The organism is Streptomyces sp. NPDC042002, from assembly GCF_055588305.1.
This window is the reverse complement of sequence record NZ_JBVJCT010000008.1, coordinates 77,538-92,015: the sequence shown is the minus strand read 5'-3', so window position 1 is coordinate 92,015 and position 14,478 is coordinate 77,538. Positions and strand designations below refer to the sequence as shown.

Here is a 14,478-nt window from a genome sequence, read left to right as displayed (position 1 = left end):
AGTCGTACGCCGTACGCACCCGTCGCGTCGGCCGTACGGAATCCACCTGAGCCCAAGTTCACGAGGACACCAGCCCAGATGCCTGCGAACGAGTCTCCGAAGCAGTTCCCCGAGACGTCCCCGACGACCTCCGAGGGGGTGCGGGCCTGGTTGACGTCGGCCGTCGCCGAAGTGGCCGGGCTTGCCCCGTCGGCCGTCGCACCGGAGCGCCCGATCGCCGAATTCGGTCTGGGATCACGGCAGTTGGTGGCCCTGGCCGCAGGCCTGTCCAAGTGGACCGGGCGGCCCGTTGAGCCGTCCCTCGTCTTCGACCACCCCACGATCGCGGGGATCGCCGAGGCCATCTTCGACGAACAGCCCCTGGGCGCGGCCGATGTGACCCCGGCCTCCGCGCCCGCCGGCTCGTCCGCGCGGGGGGACGACGACATCGCGATCATCTCCATGGCCTGCCGGTTCCCCGGCGGCGCCGACGACCCGGAGGCCCTCTGGCGGCTGCTGGCCGCGGGCGAGGACGCCGTCGGCGAGGTACCCGCGGGCCGCTGGGACACCCAGGGGCTCTACGACCCCGACCCGGAGGCCACCGGCAAGGCGTACACCCTGCGCGGCGGATTTCTGACCGGCATCGACCGATTCGACGCGGCCTTCTTCGGGATCTCGCCGCGCGAGGCCGCGGCCATGGACCCGCAGCAACGGCTGCTCCTGCAGACCGGCTGGGAGGCGATCGAGCGCGCCGGGACCGTCCCGGAGACGCTGAACGGCAGCCGGACGGGCGTCTACGTCGGCCTGTACGACAGCGGATACCTCGCCTCGGCCCCGCTGGACCGGCTCGACGGGCACGTCGGCACGGGCTCGGCGTCCAGCGTGGCGTCCGGGCGCATCGCCTACACCCTCGGACTCCAGGGGCCGGCCGTCACGGTCGACACCGCCTGCTCCTCCTCTCTGGTGGCCCTGCACCTGGCGGCGCGGGCACTGGCCGGCGGCGAGTGCGACCTCGCGCTGGCCGGTGGCGCGACGCTCCTCGTGACACCGCGCGGGCACGTCGAGTTCAGCAGGCTGCGCGGGCTGTCGCCGTCCGGGCGGTGCAGCCCGTTCTCCACCGAGGCGGACGGGGTGGTGTGGGCCGAGGGCTGCGGTCTGGTGCTCCTCAAGCGGCTCGCGGACGCGCGCCGGGACGGCGACCGGGTCCTCGCGGTCGTCAAAGGGTCGGCGATCAACCAGGACGGCCGCAGTCAGGGCCTGAGCGCGCCGAACGGTCCGGCGCAGGAACGGGTGCTGCGCGCCGCCCTCGACGACGCCGGGCTCCGGCCGGGCGACCTGGACTACGTCGAGGCGCACGGCACGGGCACGCCGCTCGGCGACCCCATCGAGGGCCGCGCGCTCGCGTCGGTCTTCGGACCGGGACGTCCGGCGGACCGGCCGCTCGGCGTCGGCTCCCTGAAGTCCAACATCGGTCACACACAGGCCGCTGCGGGCATCGGCGGCGTCATCAAGACGGTCCTGTCGCTCGGCCACGAACGGCTCCCGGCGTCCCTGCACGCCGAGACCCCGACCGAGCACGTCGACTGGGCGCACGGCGGCCTGCGCGTGCACGGCGCCGCCGAGGCGTGGCCGCGGCGCGGTGACCGGGTGCGGCGGGCCGGGGTGAGCGCGTTCGGGATCAGCGGCACCAACGCGCATGTGGTGCTTGAGGAGTCACCGGAGGATCTGGCACGACCGGCAGCGATGCCGGCGCCGACACCGGCTCCCACGCCGACGCCCGCCCGGCGCCCCCGTACCGGGCCGACGCCGGCTCCCGCTCCCAGGACCGCCCGGCACTCCGGTACCGCCGAGCCCGCCCTCTTCCCGCTGTCCGCCCGCACCCTCCCGGCCCTGCGGGGGCAGGCGGCCCGCCTGCTCGACGCGCTCGCCGCACAACCGCGGCCGGCACTGCCCGATGTCGCCGGAACGCTGACCCACCACCGCACACACTTCGAGCACCGAGCCGTCGTCCGGGCGGGCGACCACGACGAACTGCTCAGCGCGCTCCGCGGCCTCGCCGAGGGGAAGCCGGACTCCGACCTGGTCGTGGGGCCGCAACAGACGCTCCCGCCGGGCAAGTTGGCGTTCGTCTTCCCCGGCCAGGGTGCCCAGTGGTCCGGCATGGCCCGTGAACTCCTCGACCGGTCACCGGTGTTCGCCGACGAACTCGACCGCTGCGACGCCGCGCTGCGCCCGTTCACCGTCTGGTCGGTGGCGGCCGTCCTGCGCGGCGACGAGGGCGCCCCCTCCCTGGAACGGGTGGACGTCGTCCAGCCGGTTCTCTTCGCCGTGATGGTCTCCCTGGCAGCGGTGTGGCGGGCCCGTGGCGTACGCCCGGACGGGGTGATCGGGCACAGCCAGGGCGAGGTCGCCGCGGCCTGCGTCGCCGGGGCACTGAGCCTCAACGACGCCGCCGCGGTGGTCGCCCTGCGCAGCCAGGCCCTGACCGAGCTGTCCGGCACCGGGACCATGGCCGTCGTCGCCCTGCCGCACACCGAGGTCGAGGCGCGCCTCGCCGACCTCGGCGGCCGGGTGTCCGTCGCCGCCGTGAACAGCGGTCGCTCGACCGTGGTCGCCGGTGGCGTGGAGCCGCTCGCCGCCCTGCTCGCCGATCTCGACCGGGAGCAGGTGTTCGTCCGCCGCCTCGACGTCGACTACGCCTCCCACAGCGCCCGGGTCGAGCCACTGCGCGCGACGATCCTCGACGAACTCGACGGCGTCACCACCTCCCCGAGCACCGTGGCCTGGTACTCCACGGTCACCGGCGAGCCGGTCACGGAGGAGCTGGAGGCCGACTACTGGTACACGAACCTGCGTGAACCCGTGCGCTTCGCGCCCGCCGTGGAACGTATGACGGCCGACGGCTACCGCTACTTCGTCGAACTCAGCCCCCACCCCTCACTCGTCACCGCCGTGCGCACGGTCGCCGAGGACCGCGGCCACGAGGACCTGGTCGCCGTCGGATCGCTGCGCCGCGACGAGGACGGACCCGCCTGTCTGGACCGGGCCGCCGCCGAACTCCACGTCCATGGACGGCGGATCGACTGGCGCCGCGTCGTTCCCGACACGGAGGCGGCCGACCTGCCCACGTACGCCTGGGATCCTCAGTCCTACTGGATCGACCCCGAACCCCGGTCCGGGGCCGTGGCCTCCGGTCTCTTCGACCGCGCCGCGCACCCGTTGCTGGGCGTCCAGTTGCAGTCGGCGGACGAGACCCGCTGGACCTTCCGCAACGAATGGTCCCCGGCCACCGCCGACTGGCTGCCCGACCACGCCGTGTTCGGGCGGACCGTGGTGTCGGGCACGACCGTGATGGAGCTGTGCCGTGCCGCGCTCGCCGTGGCCCGCCCGGACGTGCCCGGCGACGTGACCGATCTGCTCCTGCTCGCGCCCCTCGTACTGCCGGAGACCGGCACGGTCGAGGTGTCGGTCGAAGTGGTCACCACCGGATCCGCGCCGGAGGTCACCGTGCACAGCCGCCCGCGCGGCCAGGAGGCCCCGGGCTGGACCCTGCACGCCACCGCGTCGGCGGCCGCCCCCGCCCCGGTGGCGGCGGCACGGCCGCCGGTGTGGCCGGAGGCCGCCGAATCCGCCTGGAGCGCGGACACGTACGAACGGCTGGCCGCGCTCGGTCTCGGCTACGGTCCCTCCTTCCAGGGCGTCCGGTCGGCGGTCACGACCACCGCCGACGGCGAGCTGCTGGCCAAGCTGTCCCTGCCCGCCATGGCCCGCGACGCGAGCGATCCCTACCCCGTCCACCCGGCGCTGCTGGACGCCGCACTGCACGTGGCCGCCGCGCTGGACGCGTCCGACGGCCGGGTGCTGCTGCCGGTCGCGGTGGGCCGCTGCGTCCTGCCGCCCGGCGGCGCGAGCGACCTCACGGCGCTGGTACGGCGGTCGGGCGGCTCGGGCACGGACCTCACCCTCGACGTGACCCTGTGGGACACCGACGGCCTCCCTGCGGGCCGGCTGGAGGACGTACGGCTGCGGGCCGCCGACCCGGCGGACCTGAACAGCGCCTCGGAGAACGGCCGTCACCTGTACGAAGTGGCGTGGACGGCCGTGACCGAACAGCCCGCGGCGGTACCGGGCGCCGCGTGGGCCGTCCACGGCGACCGCTCGGACCCGGAGGTCGCGGCAGCCCTGCGCGGCCTGGCGGCGGCAGGCGTCCAGGTGCGTCAGACGGGCGCCGACATCGTCGTACGATTCTGGCCGCGTCCGGCGGTCGATGCCGAACCGGCTGCCGCCGCCCAGGAGTTGGCCGCTGTGGCGCTGGCCGAACTGCACGCCCTGATCGCGCTCGCGGACGACCGGCAGCCCGCCCGGACCGTCTGGGTGACCCGCGACGCGGTCGCGACCGGTCCCGGGGACACCGTGCCCGGCCTGGCCCAGTCCGTGCTGTGGGGCCTCGCCCGCAGCGCCCGGACCGAACACCCGCACCTCGGGCTGACCCTGCTCGACCTCGGGGGCTCCCCTCCCGCCGACGTCCTGCCGACCGCGCTAGCCCATGCCGGCGAGCCCGAACTCGCCTTCCGGGACGGCTTCTTGCTCGTTCCACGGCTGGTGCGTGCCCGCGCGGCCGACGCGCTGCGGATCCCGGCCGGTGACAGTTACGAACTGGCCGGTCCCGCGGCCGACCCGACCCTGCGCGCGGTGGTGCCCCCGGCGCTGACCCCGGGCCGGGTGAGGATCCAGGTGCACGCCGTGGCGGTTCCCGGGCCCGGCGGGGAGCGGCCGCGTACCGCCCGCGCCGGTGTGGTCACCGAGACCGCCGCCGACGTGACGGACCTGAGCCCTGGCCTGAGGGTCGTCGCCCTCGCCGACACCCCGCCCGGCTCCATGGCGGTCGCCGACGCACGGCTGGTCGCGGTGCTCCCGGACGACATGCCGTTCACCACCGCGGCCGCCCTGCCCCTCGCGCCCGACGGCGCCACCGGTACCGAAGAGGCGGCCCGGGCGCTGCACGAGACCGTCGCCGGGCGGACGCGCCCGGCCCGCCCCCACGTCCTGCCCGTCACCGCCGCACGCGAGGCGATACGGCGGGGCAGCGCGTCGGGCGCCCCTGTCGTCCTCGACCTCGTCGGCCGTGCTTCCCTGGCGCCCACCGACGGCACGGTGCTGATCACCGGCGGACTCGGTGCCGTCGGCCGGCACATCGCCCGGCTCCTCGCCGAACACGGCGTCCCCCGGCTCCTTCTGACCTCACGTCAGGGAGCGGCGGATCCGCGTGCCGCCGAGGCCACCGCCGAACTGGCCGTGCTCGGCGCCGAGGTCGAGATCGCGGAGTGCGACGTCGCGGACGCCGCAGCCCTGGCCGGCGTACTCGCCGCCGTCGGCGACGAGTTGCCGCTGCGCGGAGTCGTGCACTGCGCCGGAATCCTGGACGACGGAGTGGTCGCCGAGCTGACGCCCGAACGCCTCGCGCGGGTGCTGCGCCCCAAGGTGGACGGCGCCGCCCATCTGCACCGGCTCACCGCCGGCACACCGCTCGACCTGTTCCTGCTGATCTCCTCGGCGGCCGGCGTGCTCGGCAGTCCGGGCCAGGGCAACTACGCGGCTGCCAACGTCTTCCTCGACCAACTGGCCCACCACCGGCGGGCGCTGGGCCTGCCCGGAGTCTCGGTCTCCTTCGGCGCCTGGGCGGGCGAAGGTCTCGCCGCCGAACACGCTGACCTGGACCGGATGGCCCGGCTGGGCCACCGCGCCCTCACCCCCGACCAGGGCCGCGAACTCGTCGAACTCGCCCTGCGCCGGGGCGCTCCGCACCTGGTCGCCTGGTCCCTGGACCTGCCCCGCCTGCGCGAGTCCGCGGCTGCCACGGACGACGGCACGGCGGCCCTGTGGCGCTCGCTCCTGCCCGCGCCCCGCACCGGTCAGGACGGCGGTGCCGGTCTGGCGGACCGGCTGGCCCGGCTCCCGGAGGCCGACCGCGCCGCACGTGTCCTCGCCCTGGTCCGTGAGGAGACGTCCCGGGCACTCGGCCTGCGCTCGGCGGACTCCGTCCGCCCCGATCAGCCGCTGCGTGACCTCGGCATGGACTCGGTGACGGCGGTGGAGCTCCGCAACCGCATCGGCACCCGCATCGGCGCCAGGCTCCCCGCCACCCTGCTGTTCGACCACCCCACCGCGGCCCGGCTCTCCGCCCACCTGCTGACCACCGCACTCGCCACCGACGGCCGCACCACCCGGCGCGGCGCACCCGATCCGCGGTCCCCTCGCACCCCGGCGCCGGACGAGCCGCTGGCCCTGGTGGGCATGGCCTGCCGTCTGCCCGGCGGAGTGAGCGACCCCGAGGGCCTGTGGCAACTCGTCGCCGAGGGTCGCGACGCGGTGGGCCCGTTCCCGGCGGACCGCTGGGACGTGGAGTCGCTGCACGACCCCGACCCGGAGGCACTGGGCAAGTCCTACGCCAAGGAAGGCGGCTTCCTCGACGACCTGGAGTCCTTCGACGCGGGCTTCTTCGGTATCACCGCGAAGGAAGCGGCGGCCATGGACCCGCAGCAGCGGCTGCTGCTGGAGACGGCCTGGGAGGCACTGGAGCGCGCCGGGATCGTGCCGGCCGAGCTGGCGGGCAGCAGCACCGGCGTGTACGTCGGCATGTTCGGCAGCGACTACCTCGCGGGCTCCCGGCTGGATGAGCTGGACGGGTACGTCGGCACAGGATCGGCGCCGAGCGTGGCCTCGGGCCGGCTCGCGTACACGCTGGGCCTGACCGGACCGGCGCTGACGGTGGACACCGCGTGCTCGTCGTCCCTGGTGGCGCTGCACCTGGCGGCGCGGGCGCTGCGGTCGGGCGAATGCGACCTGGCGCTCGCCGGCGGGGTGACGCTGATCGTGACGCCGGGAACCTTCGTCGAGTTCAGCCGTCTGCGGGGGCTGTCCCCGACCGGCCGCTGCCGCTCCTTCTCCGACGACGCCGACGGTGCCATCTGGGCCGAGGGCGCGGGCATGGTCGTACTGAAGCGGCTCTGCGACGCACGGCGCGACGGCGACGAGGTGCTGGCCGTGCTGCGCGGTACGGCGGTCAACCAGGACGGCCGCAGCCAGGGCCTCTCCGCGCCGAACGGTCCGGCCCAGGAACAGGTGATCCGGCGGGCGTTGGAGCAGTCCGGCCTTGAACCCGCCGACATCGACTACGTCGAGGCGCACGGGACCGGCACCACCCTCGGCGACCCGATCGAGGCGAACGCCCTCGCGGGGGTCTTCGGCCCCTCGCGCCCCCAGGGCCGCCCCCTGCATCTCGGCTCGCTCAAGTCCAACATCGGTCACGCGCAGGCGGCTTCGGGCGTGGCCGGTCTCATCAAGGTCGTGCAGTCCTTGCGGCACCGGTCCCTGCCGCGCACCCTGCACGCCGGCACGCCCAGCCGCCATGTCGACTGGGACGACAGCGGGTTGCACCTGCTGCGGGAGACGGTCGCCTGGCCGTCGTCGCGCGAACGTGTACGGCGGGCCGGTGTGAGCGCCTTCGGGATCAGCGGAACCAACGCCCACCTGATCGTGGAGGAGGCCGAGCCGGCCGATGTCCCGCCGGAGGACGAAACCACCCCCGGGAAAAGGCTGTTCGCGCTGTCCGGGCGCGGTGAGGCCGCCGTGCGCGGGCAGGCCGCACGGCTGGCCCGGTACCTGGACGAGGATGTCGCCCTGCCCGACGTCGCCCACACCCTGGCGCGACACCGCAGCCACTTCGAGCGGCGAGCGGGGATCGTGGCAGGCGACCGGGACGAACTGCGCTCACGGCTCGACGCGTTGGCGACCGGACGGATGCAACTGACCCCGCCCCGCGAGGAGCAGGCGGGCAAGGTGGCCTTCGTCTTCGCCGGGCACGGCGGCCAGTGGCCGGGCATGGGAATGGAGTTGGCGGCCGAGTCGGAGGCCTTCCGCGAGGAGCTGGCCCGAATCGACGAGGCGGTGCACCGACAGGTGGGCTGGTCGGTGCTCAACGTGCTCTCCGCGCCCGAGGAGTTCGCCCCGCTCGACCGCACCGAGTACCTGCAGCCGGTGCTGTTCGCGGTCAACGCGGCCCTGGCCGCCGCCTGGCGCGCGCTCGGCGTCCGCCCGGACGCCGTGATCGGGCACAGCCTGGGCGAGATCGCCGCCGCGTACAGCGCGGGCGCCCTCACCCTGGACGACGCCGTGACCGTGGTGACCGGGCGCGCCCGAGCGGTCGCTCCGCTGGTCGGACAGGGCGGCATGCTGGCCCTGGAGCTGCCGCGCACGGAGGCCGAGAAGCTGCTCGCGCACCACCCGGACCGGCTGTTCGTCGCGGCGGTCAACAGCGCGCACTCCACGGCCGTCTCCGGCGACACCGCAGCGCTGGCCGAACTGCGCGAGCAACTCGAAGCGCGGGACATCCCGGTACGGCGGCTGTCGACGCCGTTCGCCTCCCACACCCCCCTGATGGACCCGGTCCGCGCGGATCTGCTGGACCGGCTCTCCGGCATCCGGGGCACCCGCACGCCGACCCCGCTGTACTCGACCGTGCTGGCCGAACCGGTGCCCGGCGACCGGCTGGACGCCGACCACTGGTACGCGAACCTCGGGCGCCCCGTCCGTTTCGCGGACACGATCCGGCGGATGCTGGACGACGGCCACCGCTACTTCGTCGAGCTGAGCCCGCACCCCTCACTCACCGCGTCCATCGAGGCGGTGGCGGCCGAGGCGGGGATCGACGCGGTCGCGGTCGGCTCGCTGAGCCGTGGGCGGGACGGACAGGGTGTTCTGCTGGGCCGGCTGGGGGAGTTGTACGAGGGAGGGCACACGCCCGACTGGCCAGTGCTGCTCCCCGAGGGCCGCCGGATCGACCTGCCCACGTACGCCTTCGCCCGCGAACGCCACTGGCGTACACCCGCCCCGGCCACCGGGACGGGCGGGGGTTCACCGCTCCTCGGCACGCATGTCGAGGCCAGCGACACACCCGGCCGGCACATCTTCCAGAGCGCCATCGACCTGCGCGACAGCCGCTTCGCCTACCTCACCGACCACCGGGTCACCGGCGAGGTCTGGCTGCCCGGCGCCGCCTTCCTCGACCTGGCGCTGGAGGGCGCGTCCGCGCTGCGGGACGGCGGCGAGGTACGACTGGCCGACGTGAGGTTCGTGCGGCCCCTGGTGCTGGACGCGGACAAGCCCGTACGGCTGCAACTGGTGCTGCATCCCGCCGGGGAGGACGGCTCACGGGACTTCGCGATCGCCTCGGCGGCCACCGGGGAGCGGCGCGCGGCGTGGGAGCGGCACGTCACCGGACGGGTCGTCGACACCGTCGTCGAACCCGCGCCCGCCGCGCCGGACGCGGGCGAGGAGCGCGCCGCGCTGCGCGAGCGGTGCGAGGAAGAGGCAGACCTGCCCGCCGTCTACGCGGGGCTCACGGCCCTTGGCATCGACTACGGCCCCGCCTTCCGGATCCTGGAGCAGGGCCACCGCACGGACACCGCGGCGGTCGGCCGACTCGCCCGGCGGCCCGCCGCCGGTCATCTGCTCCACCCCGCGGTCCTCGACGCCGCCTTCCACACGGCGGCCCTGCCGGCCGACGCGCCCGCGGGTCGGCCCTTCGTGCCCGCCGGTGTCGGACGGCTGCGCTACACGGGCCTGCGCACCGCGCCCGCGTGGGCGACCTGCCGGCTGCGCTCCGTGGACGGGGACACCGCGCTCCTGGATCTGCGGCTCTGGGACGAGACGGACCAACTGGTCCTGGAAGCGACGGAGTTCGAACTCGCCGCGCTCTCGCCGCTGGACGGCGCGCTCTTCGAGACCCGCTGGCAGCCGCGCCCGGCCGCACAGGAGCGGCCCGTCGACGGCAGTTGGCTCGTCCTGGCCGACGAGACCGGTGTGGCCGACGCACTGGCGGAACGGTTGGCCTTGGCCGCCGTGCCCCATGTGATCGTGCGCAGAGGCGCGGCGTTCGGCGCCGAGGGCTCCGACCGCTATGTGCTCGATCCCTCCGATCCACGGCAGTTGACCCGTCTGCTCGACGAGGCCTTCGCCGACGGGCCGCCGGAGCGGGTGGTGCAGCTGTCCGCCCTCGACGCGCCGGCCGTCGAGGACACCGCCACGGCCGAAGAGGCCGCGCGGCACTGCTGCCTGAGCACCCTGCACCTGGTACGGGCGCTCGCCGACCGTCCGAGGGGCCGGACCCCGCGCTTGTTCGTGGTCGTACGGGGCAGCCAGGCCGCCGGTGACAGCACACAGGTGACACGCCCTCAGCAGGCGCTCGCCTGGGGCTTCGGACTCTCGGTGGCCCAGGAGTACCCGGAACTGCTCACCACGCTGATCGACCTGCCGGCCACGGACGGCGACGCCGACCTGTGGACACAGCTGCGGCACGCGGACGACGAACGGCTCGTCGCGCTAAGGGAATCGGGCCGGCTGGTGCCACGGCTGGCCCGCACCCGCCCGGACGACGGCGGCCACGGCGGGATCACCGCGGACGGCGTGCACCTCATCACGGGCGGTCTGGGCGGCCTCGGCCGGGTGGCCGCCGAGCGGCTGGTCCGCCGGGGTGCCCGCCGACTGGCCCTGCTCAGCAGGGGCGGACCCGACGCGGCCGCGGAGAGCTGGATCAAGGGGATCGAAGCACGCGGTGTCACCGTGCACCTCGCCCGCGCGGACGTCGCCGACCGCGCCGCGCTCACGACCGCCCTGGACGCCGTACGACGAGAGGCCGGACCGATCGCCACGGTCGTCCACGCGGCAGGGGTCCTCGACGACGCCACGGTGGCGAACCTGACCGACGAACGCGTCCTGCGCGTGCTCGCCCCCAAGGTCCTGGGCACCACCCTGCTCACCGAACTGGCCCCGGAGGCCGAGAGGTTCGTCCTCTTCGCCTCGGCAGCCGGTGTCCTCGGCTCGGCCGGCCAGAGCCCGTACGCGGCGGCGAACGCCTTCCTCGACGCCTGGGCACACCACCTCTCCCGCACCGACCGCCGGGCGCTGAGCCTGGACTGGGGCGCCTGGACGGAGGTCGGCATGGTCGCCGGTTCCGGCACCCGGGGCGCCGAGATGAGCCGTTCGGGTCTGGTCGCCTTCACCCCGGCGGAAGGCGGCGACCTGTTCGAACGGGTGCTCGCCACCTCCCGCCGCCAGCTCGCCCCCCTCGCCCTGGACCGGGAGTCACTGGAGCTCGACCCGGACGCGGCGCGCACCCGCCCGATCCTGGGCGACCTGATCACCACCGCCGCGGACACGGCGGGCACGGACGACCTCGTCGCACGGGTCTTCGCGGCGACGACCGCCCAGGAGCGGGCCGCACGGCTCGAAGCGTATGTACGGACCAAGGTCGGCCAGGTCTCCGGCGGTGCCGTGGAGCTGTCCGCGACCACGCCCCTCAAGGAACTGGGCCTGGACTCGCTCATGCTGGTCCGGCTGCGCAACGCCTTCACCCGCGAGCTGGGCGCCGAACTCCCGGCCGCCGCCGTCTTCTCGGCGTCCGACATCCGCGGCCTCGCGCGAGCCCTGGGCGAGGTGCTGCCCGAACGCGCCGCCGGGGCACGGAGGGAGGAGCCCCAGCCCGACGTCACGCCCGAGGTGCCCGAGAGCGAGCTGCGGCCCGCGACCCGCGACGTCGTACGGCTGTTGCGCAGCGCCCAGCCGGGCATGCCGGACGCGGCGCACGCGGTCGGCCTGGCCGTCCGGCTCACCGCTCCGACCACCCGCGAGGCGCTCACCGACATCGTCACCCGGCTCGCCGGACGGCACGCGGCCCTGCGCACGGCGATGGCCGCAGGCGGCGGACGGAACCGACAGCTGCGTGTGGAGCGGGAGTTGACGGAGCCGTCGCTGCGCTGGACGGACGTGCCCGCCGATGCCGTACTCGACGCCGGCGACCGGTTGTCCCGGCTCCTTGAGCCACCGTTCGACCTGGCGAGGGCGCCGCTGTGGCGGTTCGAGCTGCTCGACGCCGGTCCGCGTGGCCAGCTCCTGGTGTTCGGCGCGCACCACGCGGTGAGCGATCTGCAGTCGCTGCTGCTCGTCGCGGGAGAGATCGACGCCGAACTGTCCGGCACCTCGCTCGGCGGCGCCGTCACCAACCGTGACATCGACCTGCTGATCGAGGCCCAGCGGACCGGCGACGCATCCGGCGCCGCCACCGCCGAGTGGCGCGAGGCCTTCCACGGCAGCGAGCGTCTCGACCTGACGCTCGCCCGGTCGCGCCCGGCGACGCGCTCGTACCGGGCCGGCAGCGTGACCGTGGAGATACCCGACGGGCTGATGGAGCGGGTGTCGGCGGCCGCGAGCAGGCTCGCCGTCACGCCGGCCGCCTTCTGTCTCGGCACCCTGACCGTACTGCTGGCCAGGATGCGGGAGCGGGAGCGCTTCGTGCTCGCCGTGCCCGTCGACACACGCATCCACGCCGACGCGTACGACGCGGTGGGCTTCTTCGGCGTACCGGTGCCGTTCCCGGCACAAGCGGGGGCGGGGGAGCGGATCGAGGAGGTACTGCGCCGGACGGACGCGCGTCTGGACCGGGTCCTCGCGAAGGGCGCCATGTTCTCGGACGTGCTGTCGACACTGGCCAGGCAGGGGCTTCACCGGGCGAACGCCCCGCTGGTGGAGGTGTACTTCAACTACGTGCGCTCCTCGGCGGCGGCCCGCCTCGGCCGGCTGGAGGTGCTGCCGGCCGGAACGGGATACTCCGACCTCGACCTCATGGTCACCATGACCCCGGACGCGGGCCGCGTACGGCTCGACCACAACCTCGACATCCTGGACGCGGTGACCTCCACCGAACTGGCGGAGGCGTTCCTGCGGCTGCTCGCCGAGACGGCCGACGACCCGACCGCGGCGGTCCGTACGACGGGTGCGACGGCGACTCCGTTCGAGCGGGAGCCCGCCGCCCACCCGCGCCGCTCGCTCGCGCTCGCCGCCACCTTCGCGCTCGGCAACCTGCCGCTGCTGTGCGAGGCGGCGCTCCAGGACGGTACGCGGGAAGGAGCGCGGGAGCGGGCGCGGGACAGGGGTCCGACGGTCGCCGAAGCTCCGTACCACCAGGTGCTCGCCGCCTTGCGCGATCCCTCGGGCGTCTTCACCGACCCCGCGACAGCGGTGGGCGTGGTGCTGCTGCGGGCGGCGGACCTGGAACGCTTCGGCCCGGTGACCGACACGGTGCTGACCGAACTGCGCACCGCCTACCCGGCCGCGCTGCGGGCCCTGTCCGAGCGGACCCGCCGACCACTGATCGTCGGCGTCCTGCCCTCGGCGCGGCAGGACGACCGCTTCGCGCGATGGGAGAGCGACCTCGTCGCCGAGCTGACCGATGCGCCCGGCATCGCGGTGCTGGGCCCGGACGACTGGACGCGGCACCACGCCGTCGCGGAACGCTTCGACGAACGGACCGAACGGCTGGCCCATCTCCCCTTCACCCCGCACTTCCAGGCGGCGGTGGCCCTGCGGCTGGCCCAACTGGTACGAGCAGTGCTGCGTCCCGCGCCGAAGGTGATCGCGGTCGACGGCGACGAGACCCTGTGGGGCGGGGTCGCCGGGGAGATCGGCCCCGAGTCGGTGGATCTGAGCGGACCGCGCGCCCTGCTGGCACGGAGGCTGTTGCGGTGGCGTGCCGCGGGCGCGCTGCTCGCGCTGGTCAGCAACAACGACGAGGACACCGTACGGGCGGTCCTGGACCGTCCGGACAGCACGCTGAAGGCGGAGCATTTCAGCGTGCTCTCCGCGGGCTGGGGTCCGAAGCCGGGCCGTCTCACGGAGGTGGCGCGCACCCTGAACCTGGGACCGGACAGCTTCCTCTTCCTCGACGACAACCCGGTCGAGATCGCGGGAGTGCGGTCGGCGCTGCCGGAGGTGCTGTCGGTGACCTGCCCTCCCGCGGCCGAACTGGAGGAATTCCTCGGCCGGTTGTGGCCACTGGTCCCGGCGGCGGCGACGGCCGAGGACGGACTGCGGGCAGGGTTCTACACGCAGGAGCGGGAACGGGACGCGGTGCGCGAGCAGGCCGGATTCGAGGAGTTCCTCGCCCAGTTGGAACTGGAGGTCGACATCCGGGCGCTGTCCGGGGCCGACGTCGAGCGGGCCGAGCAACTCGTCCGCCGCACCAATCAGTTCACCCTCCATCCCCGGTCCGCCGACGGCGGTGATCTGGCGCGGTGGCGCGAGCACGGCGAGGTGTGGACGGCCGCGGCGCGGGACCGCTTCGGCGACTACGGCCAGATCGGCCTGCTCGCCCTGCGCGCGGACGGCGATCGACTCGACGTCCTCGCCTGGGTGTTGAGCTGCCGCGCGCTCGGCCGAGGCGTCGAGGAACGGCTGCTGGGCTGGCTGGCGGACCGCGCCGACCGACTGGGCTGCGTGAAGGTCCGGCTGACGGCGGAGCGCACCGACCGCAACGTACCGGCCCGGCGTCTGCTGGCCGCGCTCGGTGGCGGCGACCAGGACGACGAGCACCTGGAGAGCGTGGTCACGCCGGAGCAGCTGCGGGCCTTCCGCTCCTGGCGGCGGCAGTGAGCGGGGCAGCGGGCT

1 protein-coding gene is annotated in these 14,478 nt (G+C 74.7%); it reads left to right on the top strand.

All coding sequences use genetic code 11. The features are described 5' to 3' along the window. Window positions 1-78 precede the first annotated feature (78 nt). The gene (locus ACZ6KY_RS14885) at window positions 79-14,463 is read left to right on the top strand and encodes an SDR family NAD(P)-dependent oxidoreductase (protein ID WP_469310697.1); all 14,385 of its coding nucleotides are present in this window, start codon (window positions 79-81) and stop codon (window positions 14,461-14,463) included. Window positions 14,464-14,478: the final 15 nt, after the last annotated feature.